At 58.4% G+C, this 19,186-nt stretch carries 15 protein-coding genes; 5 read left to right on the top strand and 10 right to left on the bottom strand.

What is annotated here, in order from left to right; all coding sequences use genetic code 11:
• The first annotated feature begins 7 nt into the window (after window positions 1-7).
• Window positions 8-1,111 (top strand): 3-isopropylmalate dehydrogenase, encoded by a 1,104-nt coding sequence (gene leuB, locus AC2FGB_RS12145; protein ID WP_142638396.1) that lies wholly within the window; start codon window positions 8-10, stop codon window positions 1,109-1,111.
• A gap of 177 nt (window positions 1,112-1,288) precedes the next feature.
• Here leuB and AC2FGB_RS12140 read toward each other — a convergent pair whose 3' ends face one another.
• Both AC2FGB_RS12140 and AC2FGB_RS12135 read right to left on the bottom strand, forming a co-directional pair.
• Window positions 1,289-2,626: a metal-dependent hydrolase family protein gene (locus AC2FGB_RS12140; RefSeq protein WP_496690512.1), complete on the bottom strand. Its 1,338-nt coding sequence runs from the start codon at window positions 2,624-2,626 to the stop codon at window positions 1,289-1,291.
• 233 nt (window positions 2,627-2,859) lie between these two features.
• Entirely contained in the window at window positions 2,860-5,043 is a 2,184-nt protein-coding gene (locus AC2FGB_RS12135) for a transglycosylase domain-containing protein (protein ID WP_496694079.1), read from the bottom strand.
• A 258-nt stretch (window positions 5,044-5,301) separates the two neighbouring features.
• Here AC2FGB_RS12135 and AC2FGB_RS12130 point away from each other — a divergent pair, with 258 nt between their 5' ends.
• Window positions 5,302-5,640, top strand: coding sequence for a P-II family nitrogen regulator (locus AC2FGB_RS12130; protein ID WP_496694078.1), 339 nt, complete (start codon window positions 5,302-5,304; stop codon window positions 5,638-5,640).
• Window positions 5,641-5,673: 33 nt separating this feature from the next.
• Window positions 5,674-6,996, top strand: coding sequence for an ammonium transporter (locus AC2FGB_RS12125; RefSeq protein ID WP_496694077.1), 1,323 nt, complete (start codon window positions 5,674-5,676; stop codon window positions 6,994-6,996).
• 64 nt (window positions 6,997-7,060) lie between these two features.
• On the opposite strand, the gene AC2FGB_RS12120 is transcribed toward AC2FGB_RS12125, so the two are convergent.
• The 4 genes from AC2FGB_RS12120 to AC2FGB_RS12105 form a co-directional block, all read right to left on the bottom strand.
• Window positions 7,061-8,245, bottom strand: a complete 1,185-nt coding sequence (locus AC2FGB_RS12120) for an amino acid aminotransferase (protein WP_496694076.1) — start codon at window positions 8,243-8,245, stop codon at window positions 7,061-7,063.
• Window positions 8,245-9,099, bottom strand: coding sequence for a 3-mercaptopyruvate sulfurtransferase (gene sseA, locus AC2FGB_RS12115; RefSeq protein ID WP_496694075.1), 855 nt, complete (start codon window positions 9,097-9,099; stop codon window positions 8,245-8,247). The genes AC2FGB_RS12120 and sseA overlap by 1 nt, the downstream gene beginning before the upstream one ends.
• An 80-nt stretch (window positions 9,100-9,179) precedes the next feature.
• Window positions 9,180-9,449, bottom strand: a complete 270-nt coding sequence (locus AC2FGB_RS12110) for a CBU_0592 family membrane protein (protein ID WP_142638410.1) — start codon at window positions 9,447-9,449, stop codon at window positions 9,180-9,182.
• A gap of 2 nt (window positions 9,450-9,451) precedes the next feature.
• Window positions 9,452-10,009, bottom strand: coding sequence for a helix-turn-helix domain-containing protein (locus AC2FGB_RS12105; RefSeq protein ID WP_142638464.1), 558 nt, complete (start codon window positions 10,007-10,009; stop codon window positions 9,452-9,454).
• Between the two features lie 107 nt (window positions 10,010-10,116).
• Between AC2FGB_RS12105 and ilvD the strand changes: the two genes are divergently transcribed.
• Window positions 10,117-11,949: a dihydroxy-acid dehydratase gene (gene ilvD, locus AC2FGB_RS12100; RefSeq protein ID WP_271950937.1), complete on the top strand. Its 1,833-nt coding sequence runs from the start codon at window positions 10,117-10,119 to the stop codon at window positions 11,947-11,949.
• A gap of 185 nt (window positions 11,950-12,134) precedes the next feature.
• On the opposite strand, the gene AC2FGB_RS12095 is transcribed toward ilvD, so the two are convergent.
• Window positions 12,135-12,953 carry a sulfotransferase family protein gene (locus tag AC2FGB_RS12095; protein WP_496694074.1) on the bottom strand — a complete coding sequence of 273 codons (819 nt, stop codon included), beginning with the start codon at window positions 12,951-12,953 and terminating at the stop codon, window positions 12,135-12,137.
• 142 nt (window positions 12,954-13,095) lie between these two features.
• Here AC2FGB_RS12095 and AC2FGB_RS12090 point away from each other — a divergent pair, with 142 nt between their 5' ends.
• The gene (locus AC2FGB_RS12090) at window positions 13,096-14,673 is read left to right on the top strand and encodes a DUF5928 domain-containing protein (protein WP_496679507.1); all 1,578 of its coding nucleotides are present in this window, start codon (window positions 13,096-13,098) and stop codon (window positions 14,671-14,673) included.
• A gap of 38 nt (window positions 14,674-14,711) precedes the next feature.
• On the opposite strand, the gene amaB is transcribed toward AC2FGB_RS12090, so the two are convergent.
• The 3 genes from amaB to AC2FGB_RS12075 form a co-directional block, all read right to left on the bottom strand.
• A complete protein-coding gene (gene amaB / locus AC2FGB_RS12085) occupies window positions 14,712-16,208 on the bottom strand; it encodes an L-piperidine-6-carboxylate dehydrogenase (protein ID WP_496694073.1) in 1,497 nt (498 codons plus the stop codon).
• Window positions 16,209-16,226: 18 nt separating this feature from the next.
• Complete coding sequence (locus tag AC2FGB_RS12080; RefSeq protein ID WP_496694072.1) at window positions 16,227-17,333, bottom strand: saccharopine dehydrogenase family protein; 1,107 nt, start codon at window positions 17,331-17,333, stop codon at window positions 16,227-16,229.
• A 139-nt stretch (window positions 17,334-17,472) separates the two neighbouring features.
• Complete coding sequence (locus AC2FGB_RS12075) at window positions 17,473-19,182, bottom strand: ABC transporter ATP-binding protein (protein ID WP_496694071.1); 1,710 nt, start codon at window positions 19,180-19,182, stop codon at window positions 17,473-17,475.
• Window positions 19,183-19,186: the final 4 nt, after the last annotated feature.

The following is a 19,186-nucleotide window of genomic DNA, read 5'->3' as shown; positions in this document are numbered from 1 at the left end:
ATCCTTCATGTCCAACCCCTCGCTCCTCATCCTGCCCGGAGACGGAATTGGCCCCGAAGTCATGGCCGAAGTGCGCCGCATCATCGACTGGTTCGGTGCCAAGCGCGGCCTGGAATTCGACGTGAGCGAGGATCTGGTCGGCGGTGCCGCCTATGACGCCCATGGCAAGCCGCTGTCGGACGAAACCATGGCCAAGGCGCAGGAGGCGGACGCAGTTCTGCTGGGTGCTGTTGGTGGACCCAAATACGACGATCTGGATTTCAGCCTCAAGCCCGAGCGCGGCTTGCTGCGGCTGCGCAAAGAGATGGACCTGTATTCGAACCTACGCCCGGCACAATGCTTTGACGCGCTGGCGGATTTCTCGTCTCTGAAGAAAGACATCGTTGCCGGTCTGGATATCATGATCGTGCGCGAGCTGACCTCGGGCGTCTATTTCGGTGAGCCGCGCGGCATCTTCGAGGAAGGCAATGAACGCGTCGGCATCAACACCCAGCGCTATACCGAATCCGAGATCGAACGCGCCGCACGCTCGGCTTTTGAGCTGGCGATGCGCCGGAACAAGAAACTGTGCTCGATGGAAAAGGCCAATGTCATGGAATCCGGCATTCTATGGCGCGAAGTCGTAAACCGGGTCGCTCAGGACTATCCCGAGGTCGAGCTGAGCCACATGTATGCCGACAATGGCGCGATGCAGCTGGTGCGTGCGCCCAAGCAGTTTGATGTGATCGTCACTGACAACCTGTTTGGTGACATCCTGTCGGACTGTGCCGCGATGCTGACCGGTTCACTGGGTATGCTGCCGTCCGCCTCCCTGGGCTCACCAATGGCCAATGGCCGCCCCAAGGCGATGTACGAGCCGGTCCACGGTTCCGCACCCGATATCGCCGGTCAGGGCAAAGCCAACCCGATCGCCTGTATCCTGAGCTTTGCCATGGCCCTGCGCTACAGCTTCGATCAGGGGGCCGAGGCTGACCGACTGGAAGCTGCGATAGAAAAAGTCCTGGCTGATGGCGTCCGCACCGGCGACCTGCTGGCGGATGAAGGCGTCACGCCGGTTTCCACCACGGAAATGGGCGACGCGATTCTGGCGGCGCTGGACGACAGCCTCTGATCAGAGGTCACACCCGAAAATAGAGGCGGCGCCCGATGCGCCGCCCATCTATAGCCGAAGGTGTGGATCACTGGCACGTAGTTTGCTCGGGCCCTTGCCACGGACGACGTTAGTCTGCTTTTGAGCCCCGAGCAGTCGTTACAAAGCTGGCTTTGAGCAAAGGACTTCATCTGGAACTCAGTCCAGCGTGTTCTTGTAGACTTTGCCGTCTTTCATGATCAGATCGAAATTCTCATGCGGGTCTGCGATCAGGTCGATATCTTGCAGCGGATTGCCGTCCACAAGGATTAAGTCGGCATAAGCGCCCTTTGCGATTACACCCAAATCGCCTTGTTGATAGGGGTGGCGCGGGCCTGAGAGTTTGAGCAGTTCAGCATTGGTTGAAGTCGCCATTTTCAGCACCTCGTATGGCGTGTACCAGCGCTGCAACTTGGCAAGGAACGCGCCTTGACGTTCGGCCAGTTTGGGATCGAACAGGATGTCGGTGCCGAAAGCGACTTTCACGCCAACTTCTTTCGCCGTTTTGTAGGTGAAATCTGTACCGTTGGTGACGTCGATCCATTTCTGCTGGCTAACAGGGTCGTCGAAAGAAAAGCCATCCTCGTCATCCAGAAGAGGCTGCACTGACAACCACACGTCGTTGTCGCGCATCAGTTCCATCGTTTCGCGGCTCATCAAGAAGCCATGCTCGATGGACTTAACGCCAGCGGCAACGGCTATCTCCACTGCCTCGTCCGTGAAGACATGAGATGCAACATAGGTGTTGTAGGTGTCAGCCACCTCTACGAATGCCTCGATTTCGGCCTTGGTGTATTGGCGTACATCCAGAGGGTCATAGGTAGATGACACCCCGCCGCCGGTGGAAATCTTAAGCTGGGTCGCGCCCATGCGCATGATCTCACGCGCGCGTTTGACCACTTCCGGAACACCATCAGCCTGCGCCATCAAACCAACGCTGTACCAGTACCATTGCGAATCCGCGCCGTTCGTCGGAACCGCTTGGTAGGGGCGATAGTCAAAGTGGCCGCCGGTTTGTGTCACGGGCGGGCCGGACGGCAAGATACGAGGGCCTTCGATCTCGCCTGCGTCAATCATCCGTTTTATGGCAAATGAATTGCCGCCAACGTCGCGCACCGTAGTGAAGCCGCGCATTAATGTGCCTTCGGACCCGATGGCACCCCGCACCGCGACCTCAAGAATATCGCCGGTCACAACCACGCTCTGCGGATTGCAGCAGTAAAGCGTGTGCCAGTGTACGTCGATCAGGCCAGGCATCAACGTGCGTCCACCGCCGTCGATGACGATACCATTAGCGACTGAAAGGGGTTCTAAGGAAACTTCTGTAATCAGATTGTCGGTTACAACGACATTGGCATTTGCAATCATTTCCTCATTCACACCATCAAACACGTTGACGTTTGTGAACAGTATCGGTCCCCCATCCTGGGAGAGCGCTTGCGAACTGGTTATTGCAAGAGCAATCGACGAAACTGCGGCAAGTTTGGGAAAATGCATTCGAAATTCCTCAGAAAATACTGTCGGATAAACCATCCCAGCGGAAGCAAGATTTTTCAAGCATTACCTCGCTTTTCTCCAATGGCAGTTTTGTCCGCATATCGGAAGTAGCAATGTTGGCAGCGGCAGAGCAGTTCAGACGTGGAATTCACGTTGATACGGATGCAAATCGGGCATTCCGCACAATATGCTGTCATTGGCTGACCCTGCGCGCCGACTTTTCCTTGCCTACATCAGTTGCCAAAGATGTTGTTCAGCAGGTTGTTGATCGCATTTTCGAACCCATTGCCCTGATTGCGGCGCTGACGCCTGGGTTGCTCTTGCCGGACGGGCGGATCGGGGGCCAGCATTGGCAGCGGAGAGGGTGTCATCCCCTCGGTCACGCGCACCATCGTCTCTTTCCAAATCTCCGCAGGTAACCCGCCGCCGGTCACGCCGGACAGGGGGGTGTTGTCGTCATAACCCATCCAGACCCCGGCGACGTAATCGGCCGTGAACCCGATGAACCAGGCATCCCGCGCCGCCTGCGTGGTGCCAGTCTTACCTGCCACCTGCCAGCCGGGCAGTTTCGCGCGCCCGCCCGTGCCTTCGGACACGACACGTTCCATCATCCAGGTCAGTTGCTTGGCAGCCTTATCGTTGATCACCCGCTCACCGATGCCGGTGCTCGTCGCCATCAGAGGAGCGTCGTCTCCCAGCAGCTTCAGCTCGGTCAACCCATAGGGCTCAACCGCTGAGCCACCATTCAGGATACCGGCATAGGCCCCCGTCATCTCGATCAGCGTGCTTTCCGATGCGCCCAGCGCCAGCGCGGGTCCCTCGGCCAGATTGCTTTCAATGCCGAACTCACTGGCGACGGTACGGACATTTTCAAGACCGGCAACCTCGGCCACTTTCACGGCCGGGATGTTCAACGAGTTCTTGAGGGCATCAGCAAGCGTGACGCGCCCATAATGCTTGTTGGTGTAGTTCTTGGGGCACCATTGCCCCGAACCGGCGATATTGATGCAATAGGGCTCGTCCACCACCGTATCCAGCGGCGAATAGCCCAGTTCCAGCGCGGTGGCATAAACGAAGGGTTTGAAGGATGATCCGGTTTGCCTCAGCGCCTGTGTGGCCCGGTTGAATGCGCCCGATACGCGGGTCTTGCGCCCGCCGACCATCGCCCGCACGGCCCCATCTGCGGACATCACCACGATGGCAGCTTGCGCCTTGGACCCTTCGCGGACCTTTTCCTTGAAGATATATTGCAATGCCTCTTCTGCGGATTTCTGCAGGCGCTGGTCCAGCGTCGTCCGGATCACCACGTCATCGGTGGTGTCCGAGCCGAAAAAGCTGGGCAGTTCCGTGATGACCCAATCGGCAAAATACCCTCCGGCGCGTGCAGCCGCAGCCGCAGACAATTGCGCCGGGTTGCTGCGCGCCCCGCTGGCCTGGGCAGTGGTCAGATAGCCCTGCGCCTCCATCAGCCCAATCACCAACTGCGCCCTATCCTGCGAGCGTTGCAGGTTGTTTGTCGGCGCATAGCGCGTCGGCGCCACCAGCAGACCGGCCAGCATCGCCGCCTGCGAGGGGCTGACCTCGGCTGCGGAGATTCCGAAATAGCGCTGGCTTGCGGCCTCAAATCCGCGTGCGCCAGATCCCAGGAAGGCGCGGTTCAGATAGATGGTCAGGATTTCATCCTTGGAGTATTTGACCTCCATCGCCATCGCATAGACAGCCTCTTTGCCCTTGCGCCACAGGGATCCCTGACGGCAATCAGCCTCATAGGCGGCCTCAGACTCCCATTCGCTTGGCACATAAGGCACGCCCAGACACAACAGCTTGGCCGTCTGCTGGGTGATCGTCGACCCGCCATGGCCAGACAAAGGCCCGCGTCCTTCGCGCAGGTTGATACGCACAGCGCTAGCGACACCCCGAGGACTGACGCCGAAATGGCGGTAGAATCGCTTGTCCTCGGTGGCGACCACTGCATTCTTCAGATACGGAGAAACCGTGTCCGCGGTGATTACCCCGCCGAACTGATCCCCACGCCAGGCAAAGACTTTGCCATCCCGATCCAACAACGTGACCGACCCGCGCGCGCGCCCGTCTAGCAAAGCATCGACATCAGGCAAAGAGGTATAGACAACCCCGACAGCCAGCGCCAGCAACAGAGCGGCCACAGCGCCCACGCGCCAGCTTACCCCCCAGATCAGGCGCCAGACCCAGCGAAACAACCGGCGAAAAAAGCCACCACCACCGCCGGATTTCCGGCGTGTCTTTCTCCGTGTGCTTTTGCGGGTTGTCGTTTTGCGCGCCGCAGCCTTTTTGCCTGCGGGTTTCGCAGTGCGTTTGGTCGCCGTGGGTTTTCGCCCCTTCGACGCGTATCTTTTGTCCGCCACAAGCGGTGCCTTGCGGCGCCTGGACTCAGTCATGCTCAAACTCTGCCCGGTTATCGTTTTGAGGCACCATACCCTGCTATACCGATGAAGTAGAGGTCTGAATTTCCGGAATACACCCTCTCTAACTCGCCTATAATTTAGTCGATATGCAGAATCTGTGCAAAAATTGTGCACTCACTCACCAATTCCTCCCGAATTTGACCACTGAACCGTTCCTTACACAGCTTCGGCACGCTCTTTTTCTGCAGGTGCAAACACGCCGGACAGACCGGGGAAGCAGAGGGGAACAGCGTGAAACTGATTATTGCAACAATCAAACCGTTCAAGCTCGAGGAGGTGCGCGAGGCACTGACCGACGCGGGCATACGCGGCATGATGGTAACCGAGATCAAGGGCTTCGGCTCGCAATCGGGGCACACGGAAATCTATCGCGGCGCCGAATACGCGGTGAACTTTGTACCCAAGATCAAGCTTGAGATCGTGGTGCCCGCCATGATGGCCGACCAGATCGTAGAAACCATCACCAAATCCGCCAAGACCGGCAAGATCGGCGACGGCAAGATTTTCGTCCTCGACGTTGAGCAGGCCCTGCGCGTGCGGACCGGGGAAACGAACGAAGAGGCGCTTTAAGCGCCCCCACTCAACACTATTCGAGGACTGACAATGAACCTGATGAAATCTCTCATCCCTGCCGCCGCGATAGTCGCGCTGCCGCAGATTGGCCTAGCGCAGGAGGCCGCCACCGGCGAAGCCGCGCTGCACACACAATACATCTTCACCACGCTGCTGTTTCTGATGGCAGGGTTCCTGGTGTTCTTCATGGCCGCCGGCTTTGCCATGCTCGAAGGCGGGCTGGTGCGGTCGAAAAACGTGGCCATGCAGATGATCAAGAACGTGGCGCTGTTTTCCTTTGCCGCGATCATGTACTGGCTGATCGGCTTCAACCTGATGTACCCCGGCGACGGCTGGACCATCGCGGGGTGGGTTGGACCGTTCTTCAATACCACGGTCCTGGATCCGGTGGGCGTGGGTGCTGACGCCGCGGCATTGGATTATGCTTCGGTTGGTTCGGACTTCTTCTTCCAGCTGGTGTTTGTGGCCGCAACTGCGTCGATCGTATCGGGTGCTGTAGCTGAACGTATCAAGCTGTGGCCCTTCCTGGTTTTCGTGATTGTTCTGACCGGCGTCATGTACCCGATCTCTGGCTCGTGGCAGTGGGGCGGTGGCTGGTTGTCCGAGGCTGGTTTCTCAGATTTTGCTGGCTCGACCATCGTGCATTCGGTTGGCGGCTGGGCGGCTCTGGCAGGTGCCCTGATCCTGGGTCCGCGGATTGGCAAGTACAAAGACGGCAAGGTTCATCCGATGCCCGGTTCGAACCTGGCGCTGGCCACTTTGGGGACATTCATCCTGTGGCTGGGATGGTTCGGCTTCAACGGCGGCTCGCAGCTGGCGATGGGAACCGTGGGTGACGTATCCGACGTGTCGCGCATCTTTGCTAACACCAACATGGCCGCAGCGGCAGGCGCAGTGGCAGCCCTGATCCTGACACAGCTGCTGTACAAAAAACCTGACCTGACCATGGTGCTGAACGGCGCGCTGGCCGGCCTGGTGTCGATCACTGCGGAACCGCTGGCCCCGACGCTGTTCGGCGCACTGTGGATCGGTGCCGTAGGCGGTATCATCGTGGTCTTTGCGGTCCCGATGCTGGACAAGTTCAAGATCGATGACGTGGTCGGTGCCATCCCGGTTCACCTGTTCGCCGGGATCTGGGGCACCATCGCCGTGATCTTTTACGGCGAAGCCAGCCTGGGTACGCAGCTGCTGGGTATCCTCGCCTACGGTCTGTTCACCTTTGTCGGCGCTTTGATCCTGTGGTCGATCCTGAAGTCCACCGTCGGCATTCGAGTCAGCGAAGAGGATGAGATCAACGGCCTGGACATGGCGGAACTGGGCATGGAAGCGTACCCAGAGTTCTCCAAGGGCTGATATCCAACCCAATCCAACAAAAAACCCGGGCGGTGTCGCCCGGGTTTCTTTTTTTTCCGCAGATTTAAACTCCGACGTCGATAATCGCATTGGCCAGAATCGGAACCGTGTTGGCATTCAGCCCGGCAATGTTCAGACGGCTGTCGCCGACCATGTAGATGCCGTGATCAGCGCGCAGTTGTTCCACCAGTTCCGGTGCCGCGCCCAAGCGCGAGAACATGCCGCGATGCTGGGCGACAAAGCCGAACCGGTCGGAGCCGCTGTGGCGTTGCAGCTCATCGGCCAGTTGCTGGCGCAGCCCCAGCATGGACAAGCGGATCTCTTCCAGCTCGGCCTCCCAGTCGGCCCGCAGGACGGGGTCGGTCAGGATCGTGGTGACCACGCGCGCGCCGTGGTCGGGCGGGAATGAATAGTTCTGGCGGTTCAGAAAGGCCAGCGTGCTCTGGTTCAACGCGGTCTGTCCCGCATCTGCGCTGATTGCCATCAATAGGCCCGTGCGTTCACGGTAGACGCCGAAATTCTTGGAACACGACGCGGCAATCAGGCATTCCTTGACTGAAGACGCAACAAGGCGGGTCGCCTGCGCATCCTCTTCCAGACCGTCGCCAAAACCCTGATAGGCAATGTCGATCATCGCCACGAGGCCAAGCTCGTTGATGATGTTCACCACTTCCTGCCACTGCACCAGGTTCAGGTTGGCCCCGGTCGGGTTGTGGCAGCAGCCGTGCAACAACACCACATCGCCCGACTTGGCGGTTTTCAGATCGGCAATCATGCCGTCGAAATCGACGCCACGAGTCTCGCCATCGAAATAGCGGTATGGAACCGCTTCGATCCCCAGGTAATTCAGGATCGACAGATGGTTTGGCCAGGTCGGGTTCGAGACGAACACGCGGGCCGAGGGGTTGGCCATGCGGATCATCTCAAATGCCTGACGGCAAGCACCGGTTCCGCCGGGCGTAGCCACAGCGGCAATGTTGCCACGCGGCACCGATGTGCGCAGGATCAGGTCAATCATCGCATCCGCATAGGCCGGATCACCAGCCAGACCGGTATAGGCCTTGCTTTCCTGCTCTTCCAGAATGCGCTTTTCGGCGGCCTTGACCGCGCGCATCACTGGCGTGATACCTTCGGCATTCTTGTAGACGCCAACACCCAGGTCGATCTTCTGATCGCGCGGGTCTTCGCGGTACATCTGCATCAGCGCTAGAATCTTGTCGGCAGGTTGCGGCTTGAGATGTTCAAACATCAGGTCTCTCCGGTTGCGACGGGCAGGGTCGGGAAGGCACCCCATTCAGCCCAGGAGCCGTCATAAAGCGAGTGGTCTTTCTTGCCCATGCGCTCGAGCGCAAGGCTGAGGATCGCGGCGGTCACACCCGACCCGCATGAGGTAATCGCCGGTTTCGACAGGTCGACGCCAGCGGCCTCGAAAATGGCGCGGCATTCCTCGGGCGATTTCATCGTGTGATTCTTGTTCAGCAAGGTGCCGAAGGGGACGTTTCGTGATCCGGGAATACGACCAGACCGCAGCCCTTCGCGCGGCTCGGGATCGGTACCCGCGAAGCGACCGGCTGCGCGTGCGTCGATGATCTCGTGATCCCCCAGCTTGGCTGCGGCAGATACCTGCGTGACATCACGCACCAGATGGTTCTGAACCCGCACGGTCATGTGGCGGTCGCGGATAACAGGCGGCAGGTCTTCAACCTCTCGCCCCTCGGCAAGCCATTTCGGCAAGCCACCGTCCAGAACGGCAATGTTGTCCTGCCCCATCAGGCGGAACATCCACCAGACCCGCGCGGCCGAGGACAGCCCCGAGCCGTCATAGACCACCACCTGATGGCCATCCCCCACGCCCATCGCCCGCAGGCGCGACATGAATTTCTCGACCGGAGGCACCATATGCGGCAGGTCCGACCGATGATCGGCAATATCATCAATGTCAAAGAATCTCGCGCCGGGGATATGGGTCGCGTCATATTCCGCTTTGGCGTCGCGTCCGTGTTGCGGCAGATACCATGATCCGTCCAGGACCCGCAGGTCCGGATCCTTGAGATGGGCCGCAAGCCATTCGGTTGAAACGAGGGTTTTGGGATCGTCCTGCATCAATGCCTCCCCTATGCGCGCTTGGTTTGTCCCTATACGCGCGCGCATGTCTGTTCAAGTCTGGATGGGGGCCTGTACCGCTAACGTGCCCGCCTGAGGCGGAAAAACTGAGCGATCCCGATCAGACTGATCAAAATCCAGAAGGATTCGATTAGCATCGAGGCCAAATTGAAGTTCTCAAACAGCGAATAGACGATCAGAATCGACCCCAATAGGTTTACCACCGGAAAGGCCAGGTCGTCGGAATTCATCATTCGCATCTGCGTGGCGAAATACGCAGCGACCACGATCATCGCCCCGATTGAGCCGATTCCATCCGCGATGGTCAAAGTGTCAAGAAACGCAGTCATGATCAGCCCTTGCCGTTTTCAGGAAACTCGCTGTGTTGCCCATAATGGTGCATGTTCAAAAACGCAGCCCCCTGCGCGCCCGCACGATAGCCATGAGGCAGATCGGCGGCAAAACGCAGCCCCTGTCCAGCGTTTAGCGGCACCCAGGCCTCGCCACGCAGAATTTCAAGCGTACCGGAAAGGACAAAAACCTCTTCGGTCACGCCCGCCGCATGCGCGGGCGACTCGTGGCATTGGTTTGGGGTCAGGCTGACGTGAAAGGTTTCGGCCCCTAGCGCGGAATCAAACGGAAAGACGATCTTGACCTCGATGCTGCCCGGAAAAGTCACGGTCTGAAAAACAGAGGGGTCCCCATTCGCGGTTTCAATCAGCGCGCTCAGCGGCAGTTGGAACCCCTTGGCGATCTTCCACAAAGTGGCGATGGTTGGGCTGGATTCGCCACGCTCGATCTGCCCCAGCATGGCTTTGCTGACGCCTGTCATCTCGGCGACTTTGGACAGGCTCAGCCCGGATGCCGCCCGCATGTCCCGTAATTTCAGCGTGATCTCGTCCGGTGCCATGATGCCGTCTTTCGAATCCTCTTGTGCGTTATAGCGCACATGTGGTACGTGCGCTATAACGCACAAACCCCAAGACATGCAACCCGAGGCAAAAGGGAAACAGCATCATGCCATTGTACCGATCCAGAACCTCAACCCATGGCCGCAACATGGCCGGTGCCCGCGGCCTGTGGCGCGCGACTGGCATGGGCGACGACGATTTCGGCAAGCCGATCATCGCCATCGTCAACTCGTTCACCCAGTTCGTACCGGGCCACGTGCACCTGAAGGATCTGGGCCAGATGGTCGCCCGCGAGGTCGAGGCGGCGGGTGGTGTTGCCAAGGAATTCAACACCATCGCGGTGGATGACGGTATCGCCATGGGACATGACGGGATGCTGTATTCGCTGCCCTCGCGTGAGGTAATCGCGGATTCTGTTGAATATATGGTCAACGCGCACTGTGCTGATGCGATGGTGTGTATCTCGAACTGCGACAAGATCACGCCCGGCATGCTGATGGCCGCGATGCGCCTGAACATCCCCGCCATTTTCGTCTCGGGTGGGCCAATGGAGGCGGGCAAGATCGACATCGCCGATCTGGACGCCAAAAAGATCGACCTCGTGGACGCTATGGTGGCCGCCGCTGACGACAAGTTCACCGATGAGCAGGTTCAGCATATCGAGGAAAACGCCTGCCCGACTTGCGGGTCGTGCTCGGGCATGTTCACCGCCAACTCGATGAACTGTCTGGCCGAGGCGCTGGGTCTGGCGCTGCCGGGCAACGGCTCGACTCTGGCCACACATGCGGACCGCAAAGAGCTGTTCCTTGAAGCCGGTCGCCGGATCGTCGAGATCACCAAACGGCACTATGATCTGGACGAGAAAGGCTTCCTCCCGCGCGAAATCGCCACGTTCGAGGCGTTCGAAAACGCAATGAGCCTGGATATCGCCATGGGCGGATCGACCAACACGGTGCTGCATCTGCTGGCCATCGCGCATGAGGGCGAGGTGGATTTCACCATGACCGACATGGACCGTCTCAGCCGTCAGGTGCCCTGCCTGTGTAAGGTCGCACCCAATACCGAGAATGTGCATATGGAAGACGTCCACCGCGCCGGCGGCATCTTTTCGATCCTGGGTGAGCTCAGCCGCGCAGGCCTGCTGCACGAGGATTGCAGCACGGTCCATTCCGGCACGATGGGTGAGGCGATTGCCAATTGGGACATCAAGGTGGCCAACAACCCCAAGGCGCAAGACTTGTTCAAGGCCGCGCCGGGCGGTGTGCGCACCACGCAGGCCTTCAGCCAGTCAAACCGGTACAAAGAGCTGGACACCGACCGCGAAGGCGGCGTGATCCGGTCGAAAGAACATGCGTTCAGCCAGGATGGCGGTCTGGCGGTTCTGTTCGGCAATATTGCCCGCGACGGCTGTATCGTGAAAACAGCCGGTGTCGATCCGGCCAGCCTGACCTTCACCGGGTCGGCCTATGTCTGCGAAAGCCAGGATCAGGCGGTGAACGACATTCTGACCAGCAAGGTCAAAGAGGGCGACGTGGTGGTCATCCGCTATGAAGGCCCGCGCGGCGGCCCGGGGATGCAGGAAATGCTGTACCCGACGTCTTACCTGAAATCCAAAGGTCTGGGAAAAGCCTGTGCTTTGCTGACGGACGGACGGTTCTCAGGCGGCACATCCGGCCTGTCGATCGGCCACGTCTCCCCTGAGGCTGCTGAGGGTGGCGAGATCGGACTGGTGCGCCAGGGTGACCGGATTGAGATCGACATCCCCAACCGCTCGATCCATCTGGCAGTCTCAGATGAAGTGCTTGCCGAACGACGCCAGGAGCAGGATGCAAAAGGCTGGATACCGGCAGCGCCCCGCAAGCGCAAAGTCTCAACCGCGCTCAAAGCCTATGCCAAACTGACAACCAGCGCGGCAAAAGGGGCCGTGCGGGAGGTCTAAGACATAAGGGCCGGACACCAAATCAAGTGATCCGGCCCAATCAATTCCCAAAGCGCTCCCGCGCCTTCTGGCGCTATCGGCTTCGGTCTTGGGCCTGGGGCGGCGCATAGCGCGGCGCCAGACCCAACCAGAGGAGATGTTTTGCGAGATACATTGACGATGGGCGGGAGAAGGTGATTTCCAGCTCAATCCCCAAGCTTGGCGTGGACTTCATCCAGATCAATCTCGGCGATCGGCATCTTGTTGGCCGGATCTTCAAAATCGTATTTGAACAGATCGAAATCCTGTTTGTAGATCTCGTAGACAAGATGCATCGACAGGTCGTCGAAATAGTCCTCGACAGGATGCTTTCGTTTAGGTCCGTGGCCTTCGGATTCGTTGAACCGCGGGATTTCGGACAGGGCCACCTTGTGTGGCGTGTCCAGGTTGCTCAGAACACCTTGCATCCCATCGTTGAACTTCTCGGTCCAGAAGATGCGATCATATCGTCCGCCATTTGCAATAAAGGTCGACACATGGCCAGACATGGCGGACCAGTGGATATCCGGATCCATGGGCCGGCGCCACCTGATCGTGTCACGAGCAAATAACAGGAATCTGCGGAAACTGGCGACCTGGTCGAAATCACCCTGACCGTCCTCTCCGCCAACCTCGATGCCGTAATTGTAGATCAGCGTCGGCACCAGATTGCCGCGATACCGTTTGCCGTTGCGCTGAATTCCACAGATCTTATCAAAAAACGAACTGAGAATTCGCGTGTACGGGTTCCGCACGCTGGTGAAAGAAAAGGAGTTATGATTTCGGACATTTGTCGAAATCGGCTCCTGGCTGGGACCGAACGCCCATTTATGCATCCCGTCCTTGGCATCGTGGATATCGCCGTCAAAAAACCGGCCATGATCCGAAAAATACATGATTTGCCCGATGGTTGAGCATGCACATTTCGGGACAACACGGTAAACCATGCTCTCGCTCTCGGTCATCCATGTACCGGGAAAACCCATTTTCTGCGCCTCCTCAACAGGTCGTAACTCACTATTCGCGCCTGCTTTTGTATCTACAGAACCAAAAATAATCTGTTTATTCAATCGCTCATCCTCAGTATCACAGAGGGAACCGGGCAGAAACGGATAACAAAGAACTGAAATGGCAAAAATTGCCTACATTTTGTTGTGCCACAAGGACCCTGACGCAATCATTGCGCAGGCCGAGCAGCTAACCGCTGCTGGCGATTGCATGGCCATACATTTTGACGCCCGCGCAAGTCGCGAGGCCTATGCACGCATTCAGGGCGCTCTTCAGGCCAATTCGAATGTCACTTTTGCAACCAAACGCATCAAATGCGGTTGGGGCGAGTGGTCTTTGGTACAGGCCACATTGAACGCAGTGCAAGCCGCCCTCAAGGCCTTTCCCCGCGCGACGCATTTCTACATGCTGTCAGGGGATTGCATGGCGATCAAAACAGCGGAATACGCGCATCAGTTCCTGAACGACAACGACAGGGATTTTGTCGAAAGCCACGACTTTTTTGCCAGTAACTGGATCAAGACCGGCATGAAAGAAGACCGGCTGATCTATCGCCATTTCTTCAATGAGCGCACCCAGAGCAGACGATTCTATACATCCTATGACGTACAGAAAAAACTTGGTCTGACCCGCGAGGTTCCGGCTGACATCCAGGTCATGATCGGCAGTCAGTGGTGGTGTCTGCGCCGTCATACTGTTGAAATGATCTTTGAATTCCTGGCCCAGCGCCCGGACGTAATCCGCTTTTTCTCGACCACCTGGATACCGGATGAGACTTTCTTTCAAACGCTTGTCCGCCACCTTGTTCCCCGTGAAGAGATCGACAACCGAACGCTCACATTCCTGATGTTCTCGGACTACGGAATGCCCGTGACATTTTATAACGACCATTACGACATGCTGTTAGGGCAGGATTTTCTGTTCGCCCGCAAAATCAGCCCCGAGGCACATGAGCTGAAGGACCGGTTAGGCCAGCTCTATTCTGCGGATGGGGTGGATTTTCACATCTCGGATGAAGGTCGCAATCTCCATAGTTTCTTAACCGCAAGAGGGCGCGTCGGACGCCGCCACAAGCAAAGGTTCTGGGAGGCCGGAAATACGCTGGGACCGGACCGCGATGTTTTCCTGATCGTGTGCAAGAAATGGCATGTGGCCAAGCGTCTGGTCGATCAGATTAAGTCCGAAACCGATATCCCTTGTGTCGAGTATCTGTTCAACGAACAGGATACGGCTCTGCCCGATCTTGGCGGCATCGAAACGACCTTGCTCAAACGGTCCCGCCACCGGCGTGCTCTTGTGCGGATGCTGTTTGAAAGTTTCGAAACCAACCGGCTGGTTCTGTGCATCGATCCCTCAGATATCGAAATCATTCAGGACTTCTGTGCAGATCAGGTCAAAACCCATGTGCTTGAAGTCGAGTGTGAATATTCCGACGATTACCTGATCGGCCACGCCCGCCGTGTGGGGTTGGCCGGTCAGGACAGCCCGACCGAAACCGTGGCACGGCTTGTCCCAACCTTGCACAACGCGATGGAATACGAATCCGAATTGATCCGGGGCACCGCGTTGGATCGACATGCACGCCTGCGGGAAACCAGCGACCGGACAGAAAACGAAGACGCCATTGTCCGGTTTCTGAATGTTTCACAGGAACAGGCGCAGGCCATCATGCGATTGGATTATCTGTTTGCAGATTGATGAGCCGGCGGCACCATCAGGTACCGCCGACAGCGCGATCAGATGTCGAACTTGACGCCTTGCGCCAGCGGCAGCTCGGCTGAGTAGTTCACGGTGTTGGTCTGACGGCGCATATAGGCCTTCCACGCATCCGAGCCGCTTTCACGCCCGCCACCGGTTTCCTTCTCGCCACCAAATGCGCCACCGATCTCGGCCCCCGATGGCCCGATATTGACATTGGCAATGCCACAATCCGATCCCGCTGCGGTCAGGAATTGCTCGGCCTCGCGCATGTTCAGAGTGAATACGCAAGACGACAGACCTTGCGGTACGTCATTTTGCAATTCGATGGCTTCGTCGAACGCGTCGTACCCCATGACATAGAGGATCGGTGCAAAGGTTTCGGTCTTTACGGTTGCTGTCTGGCCAGGCATCTCGACAATCGCGGGCTGCATATAGACACCGGCGGGGACGTTTTCGGTCACGCGGTCGCCACCAAAGACTGCGCCGCCTTCGGCCTTTGCAGCGTCCAGCGCAGCGGTCATGGCCGCGCCCGAGGCTTCGTCCACCAGCGGACCGATCAAAGTGCCTTCGATCAGCGGATTGCCGATGGGCAGACCGGCATAGGCTTTTTTCAACCGGCTTACCAGTTCTTCGCGGATCGAGTTGTGAACGATCAGACGGCGCAGCGTGGTGCAGCGTTGACCGGCTGTGCCGACCGCAGAAAAGACGATCGCGCGTACAGCCATTTCCAGATCGGCCGAAGGGCCCACGATCATGGCGTTATTGCCACCAAGCTCGAGAATGCATTTCCCGAACCGCTGCGCCACGATGGGGGCTACGGCACCGCCCATCCGTGTGGACCCGGTCGCCGAAATGACCGGCACGTCCTCGCTGGCCACCAGCGCCTCGCCCAGCGCGGCACCTCCGATCAGGGTCTGCAGCAGGTGGTCGGGCGCATCACCAAATCGGGCCAGTGCACGTTCAAAGATCTTCTGGCAGGCCATCGCGGTCAAAGGCGTCTTTTCAGACGGCTTCCAGATCACCGGATCACCGCAGACCAGCGCCAGCGCGGCATTCCACGACCAGACCGCCACCGGAAAGTTGAAGGCCGAGATCACGCCCACCGGTCCTGCCGGGTGCCACGTTTCCATCATCCGGTGGCCCGGGCGCTCAGATGCGATGGTCAAACCATAAAGCTGGCGCGACAGGCCGACGGCGAAATCGCAGATGTCGATCATCTCCTGCACTTCACCCAGACCTTCCGAGGTGATCTTACCAGCTTCCCAGCTGACCAGCGCACCCAAATCGTCTTTGGCGGCGCGCAATTCCTCGCCCAGCAGGCGGATCAGCTCGCCCCGGCGTGGGGCCGGAACCGTGCGCCACGCCTTGAATGCCGTCTTGGCATTGGCAAACACCGTGCCCATCCCTGACGCAGGCGTTTCATGTACCTCGGCCAGAATGCCGCCATCAATGGGCGAGCGTACAGCCAGCGTGCCGCCCATCAGCTCAGCGGCTGTCAGGTCCAGATTTGCAAGGGTTGTTTGGGCTGTCATAGCGATGTCTTTCATATCTCAGGCCGCCTTGTTCTGTTTGGTTATGTCCCCGGTGCGGTAAAGCTGACCGAATTCGGTGTTCAGGAAATCAGATAGGTTCACCTGCTCTTGCCGCACGAACCCTTTGCCGGGCAAAGCACCCGTTCGCATCAGATCAACCACACCCAGAACACCGGCAGCAGTGGTGACCTGAATGGCGCTCCAGACCTGACCATTGAGGGTACGGGCATAAGATTTGTTGATCAGGGATTTCTCGCGCAGAGCCCCATCGATCATGCCTTTTGCGGTGCAATAAACCAGAACCACATCCTGATCGGTCCGCGGCAGCGCGGTCTCGAAGATTTCCTTCATCAGGTCGCGACGACGTTCCAATCCAAGATCATTCAGCAGCAAACGCAGAATGTCACGGTGTCCCGGGTAGCGGATCGATCGGTACGACACGTCCCGCGCCTTTCCGTCCAGGGTTTCTGGCAACGTGCCCAACCCGCCCGAGGTATTGAAGCATTCATATTCCACCCCGTCATGACCCAAACGCTCGTAATCCTCGAGCGGAGCGGTCTTGACCCGTTCGCCATTCACGATGGCATCGCACGGATTGCAATATTCGTTGATCAGCCCATCGGTGGACCAGGTCAGATTGTACTTCAATGCGTTGGTGGGATAGAGCGGCAACGCCCCGACCCGCATATGCAGGCTGTCCAGCGTATCGAACTCCGCAGCCAAGGCCGCGCCGGCGATGCCGACAAAACCCGGTGCCAACCCGCATTGCGGCATAAAGGCCGTTTCGCTGTCGGCGGCCAACTCGCGCACCGCGTTGGTGGCGGCAACATCTTCGGTCAGGTCAAAATAATGCGCGCCGGCCGATTTGGCGGCTTTGGCAATCCGTGGGGTCAGGAAAAACGGAGCCGCCGAGATAACCGCATCGAAACCGTTCAGACCCTCAGCCAGCTGCGTTTCATCGCTGACATCAATCTGGCGGGTCGAAACTCCCTGCCGATTCAGCACGGACAACGCCGCCAGATCGCGGTCGGCAACTGTGACCGAATAGTTGGATGAAGTTTGCAGCAAAGTCGCGATCATCTGACCGATCTTGCCTGCTCCGATGACACAGATATTCCAGCTCAAAACGCGCCTCCTCTTTCGTTTCAGAAAGTATGAAGGCACAGTTGTTCAATCTGCAGAGGCAATCTTGACGAAAACGTCAAAACTATCGCCATATTGACGGACCTTCCGTCATACCGCCAATACTGGAATCGTCACTGCCTCAGGATTCGGCGTCCAACCCCTCGGTCGACAGGTCATCAAGCCTGGGCATCAGGCGCAACAATTCGCGGGCATAATCCGTCTGGGGGTTGGCGAACAAGTTATTGGTTTCCTGCAACTCGACAATTTGGCCCTGTTTCATCACTGCCACTCGGTCGCACATCTGACGTACCACCGGCAGGTCATGACTGATGAACAGCAGGGTCAGGCCCAGATGTTCCTGCAGGTCCTTCAAGATGTTCAGAATCTGCGCCTGAATGGACACGTCCAGCGCGCTGGTTGGCTCGTCACAAATCAGGAATCGCGGTTGCGTGGCCAGCGCACGTGCAATCGAGATGCGTTGCCGCTGTCCGCCCGAGAATTCATGCGGGTATTTCTGCCCGGCCTCATGGCCGAGTCCCACCTGATCCAACAACTCATCGACGCGGCGTTTGATATCTGCACCTTCCATCAACCTGTGATGGCGGATCGGCTCGGCCACGATCTCATCCACCCGCATACGGGGATTGAGCGAGGAATACGGGTCCTGAAAGATCATCTGGATGTTCTTGCGATAGGCATCCAGCGCGGTCCGATTGGTCAGATCGCTGACCACCTGCCCGTCGAATGTAATCGTGCCGCCATCCACAGGGTACAACCCTGCAATCATCCGTGCGACAGTCGACTTGCCCGAGCCGGATTCACCCACAACGCCAAACACCTCGCCTGCGCGGATGTCGAAACTTACTTCGTCAACGGCGGTGAAATAGGTGCGGTCCCAGGGCAACAGGCCTTTGCGCTGCAGGAACTTCTTGGTCAGGTTGCGGATCTCGAACACCGGTTTGCTGGTGTCATTATCCACCTTGGGCCAGTGGCGGGCCATGTCTTCGATGGCAAAGCGTGTCTCGCGTCCACCATAGCTGATCTGGGGAAAGCGATGCAGTTTCAGGGTCGGGCGCGGCACGGCAGCGATCAGCGATTTGGTGTATTCATGGGTGGGCTGCCCCATCACCTGCACGGTCGGGCCGGTTTCGACAACCTTGCCCGCATACATCACCGTCACCTTGTCCGTCGTGTCCGCGATCACACCCATGTCGTGGGTGATCAGGATGACGCCCACCTGACGTTCCCGCGCCAGTTCTTTGATCAGGTCCAGAATCTGCGCCTGAACCGAGACGTCCAGCGCCGTGGTCGGCTCATCCGCGATGATCACATCCGGTTCGGTACACAAGGCAAGCGCGATGACCACACGCTGCCGCATCCCGCCCGAGAACTGGTGCGGATACTGGTCCAGCCGCGTGTCCGGATCAGGAATGCCAACCCGGTCAATCAGGTCGCGCGCGCGTTGGTTCGCCTCGGCATCCGTTCCACCCAGATGGGCCTGAATGGTCTCGGTCAGTTGTTCGCGCACGGTGAATAACGGGTTCAGCGAGGTCAGCGGGTCCTGAAAGATCATCGAGATCTTTTTGCCGCGCAGCCCCCGCATCGCCTCGGCATCCAGACCACTGATCTGGTCACCGCTCAGCTGGATCGTGCCGCTGGCAATACGGCCGGGGCGATCCAACAATCCCATGATGGCCGCGCCAATGGTGGATTTACCGGCCCCGGATTCGCCAACCAAGCCGTGGATTTCTCCGGGTTCAACCGACAGGTCCACATGGTCCACGGCTGTGAACAATTTGCGGCGGGTGGGGAATTCGACCGTCAGGTCATTGATCGTCAGAAGGCTCATGAAA

This window comes from Ruegeria sp. CDSC021 (genome assembly GCF_059610845.1).
The sequence above is the reverse complement of the archived record's forward strand: the minus strand, read 5'-3'. Positions and strand labels throughout refer to the sequence as shown.